Origin of the sequence: Streptomyces sp. NPDC059853, assembly GCF_042731495.1 — a bacterium.
Classification (GTDB): Bacteria; Actinomycetota; Actinomycetes; order Streptomycetales; family Streptomycetaceae; genus Streptomyces.
This window is the reverse complement of sequence record NZ_JBHWJL010000051.1, coordinates 23,784-25,880: the sequence shown is the minus strand read 5'-3', so window position 1 is coordinate 25,880 and position 2,097 is coordinate 23,784. Positions and strand designations below refer to the sequence as shown.

The 2,097-nt window shown below is 75.9% G+C and carries 3 protein-coding genes; 2 read left to right on the top strand and 1 reads right to left on the bottom strand.

Annotated elements, in window-relative coordinates:
- A partial coding sequence (locus tag ACFV5N_RS08485; protein WP_385595846.1) for a TrmH family RNA methyltransferase occupies positions 1-325 on the top strand: 325 nt, incomplete at its 5' end.
- Here the strand turns inward: ACFV5N_RS08485 and ACFV5N_RS08480 are convergent.
- The gene (locus ACFV5N_RS08480) at positions 310-1,410 is read right to left on the bottom strand and encodes a serine/threonine-protein kinase (protein ID WP_385595843.1); all 1,101 of its coding nucleotides are present in this window, start codon (positions 1,408-1,410) and stop codon (positions 310-312) included. The two genes, ACFV5N_RS08485 and ACFV5N_RS08480, sit on opposite strands and share 16 nt — an antisense overlap.
- A 317-nt stretch (positions 1,411-1,727) precedes the next feature.
- On the opposite strand from ACFV5N_RS08480, the gene ACFV5N_RS08475 reads away from it, so the two are divergent.
- Positions 1,728-1,889, top strand: coding sequence for a hypothetical protein (locus ACFV5N_RS08475; RefSeq protein WP_019434802.1), 162 nt, complete (start codon positions 1,728-1,730; stop codon positions 1,887-1,889).
- The last annotated feature ends 208 nt before the right edge of the window (positions 1,890-2,097 follow it).

Sequence of the window (2,097 nt, the reverse complement as noted above, 5' to 3'; positions counted from 1 at the left end):
GTTCTCACTGCCGTACGCCCGGCTGGAGCGCCGGCCGCAGGCGCTGGCGCCGGTGCACGAGGCCGGGTTCCGGCTGCTGGCGCTCACCCCGGACGAACGGGCGGTGGAACTGGCCGAGGCGCTGGCCGGCGTCGGCCCCGACGACCGGATCGCCCTCATGCTGGGGGCGGAGGGCACGGGCCTGTCCCCGCGCGCCCTGGCGGCGGCCGACACGTGGGTACGGATCCCGATGGCGCACGGCGTGGACTCGCTGAACGTGGCCGCTGCCGCCGCCGTGGCGTTCTACGCCGTGGCCACCGCGCGGCGGCCTCAGACCGGCCCCTGACACCCCTGGGCGACCGCGATGCCCAGCGCCACCAGCACCGTCACCACCACGAAGACGATCACCCGCTGGCGCAGCAGCCCGCTGTCCCCGCCGCGCCGCGCCGGGAGCGGCGCGGGCCGGCGGGCGGCGGGCCGGGGGACGGGGGAGGGGCGGCCGGCCGGGGCGGCGGCCGGGTCGGACCGGGGGGCCCGGGCCTGCTGCGGCGGCGCGACCGGCGCGGCGCCGCCCGGGCGCGGCCTGGGCCGCGGGGCCGGTGCCGTGCCGCGGGCCTCGCGGGCGGCGATCTCCTTGAGCCGGCTGGCGAGCTGGAGCGTACTGGGCCGCTCCTGCGGCGACTTGGCCAGGCAGGCGCGCAGCAGCGGGGCCAGCGCCGAGGGGGTGCCGCGCAGGATGGGCTCCTCGTGGACCACCCGGTACAGCATCACCTCCGAACTGCCCTGCCCGAACGGTGAGTCGCCCAGCGTGGCGTAGGCGAGGGTGGCGCCCAGCGAGAACACGTCGGTGGCGGGGGTCACGGTGGCCCCCCGTACCTGCTCGGGCGCCAGGAAGCCGGGAGAGCCCACCGCGGTGCCGACATGGGTGAGGGTGGAGGCGCCGGTGGCCCAGGCGATGCCGAAGTCGATGATGCGCGGGCCCTTGGGCGACAGCAGGATGTTGGAGGGCTTCAGGTCACGGTGCACCACACCGGCCTCGTGCACGGCGACCAGGCCCTCGGCGAGCGCCGCGCCGATGGCGGCGGTCTCGGCGGCGGACAGTGGGCCCTGCTCGGCCACCTTGTCGTGCAGCGAGGGCCCCGGCACGTACTGGGTGGCGAACCACGGCCGGGAGGCGTCCAGATCGGCGGCCACCAGCCGCGCCGTGCAGCCGCCCCTGATCCGGCGCACGGCGGAGACCTCGCGGGCGAATCTGGCCCGGAACTCGTGGTCCTCGGCGAGGTCGGGGCGGATGACCTTGAGCGCCACCCGCTGGCCGCGCCGGTCCGAGCCCAGGTACACCACCCCCATGCCCCCGGCGCCCAGCCGGCGGTGGAGCCGGAACGCCCCCATGACCCGCGGGTCCTCGCGCCGGAGCCGCATCATCGCCATGTCTACCTCGCAGCCCGGTCCTTGTGCTGTTCAACAGCCGTCGCACAGCTTACGGACTGGGCGGCCCCAACGCCGAGAAGGGCGTGCGCCGCGCGGGTCCCCCTGGGGGAAACCCCTGGTGAAAAGGTGCACGCGTCCACCCTGAGGAGTAGCCCCGCGGCGTCCGCGTCATCCCCTGGGAGGCCACCGGGTCAATACGCGGGGCTGACGCGGCGACCCGGGCCGGCACCTAATGTTGAGGTCAAGCGGCGGGCGCAGCACTCGTCCCCCGAGGTCACCCGCCCGCCGCTTGCCAACACCTCGACGGGAGCGGACAGATGGCGCAGATGACCGGCGGATCGCCCAGGGCGGCACGGCGGCATCCGCTGGTGGCGGTGGCCATGGTGCTGCCGCTGGCCATCACGCTCGCCGTCGTGATCGGCGGCGTCGACGCCGTCGTGACACAGGCGTCGTCCGTGGTCGGACTACTGGGGCGCTGAGAGGCGCTCCGGACCCGGGAGAGCGGCCCGGGTCGGGGACACCGGCCAACACCCCGTGGGGACGGGGGTCAGGCGGACGGCATGTGTGCCCGGGCAGCTGGGGAGCTGCCCGGGCATCGCGTTTGTGTGTGCCGGGCACCGGCACACGCGAAGGGCCGGGAAGCTCTGCGGGCTTCCCGGCCCTTGCTGCTGGTGGACGATACTGGGA

Bases quoted from the DNA above. Each gene is read 5' to 3' on its own strand.
- ACFV5N_RS08480 (WP_385595843.1), bottom strand. From the start codon at position 1,410: ATGGCGATGATGCGGCTCCGGCGCGAGGACCCGCGGGTCATGGGGGCG.
- ACFV5N_RS08475 (WP_019434802.1), top strand. From the start codon at position 1,728: ATGGCGCAGATGACCGGCGGATCGCCCAGGGCGGCACGGCGGCATCCG.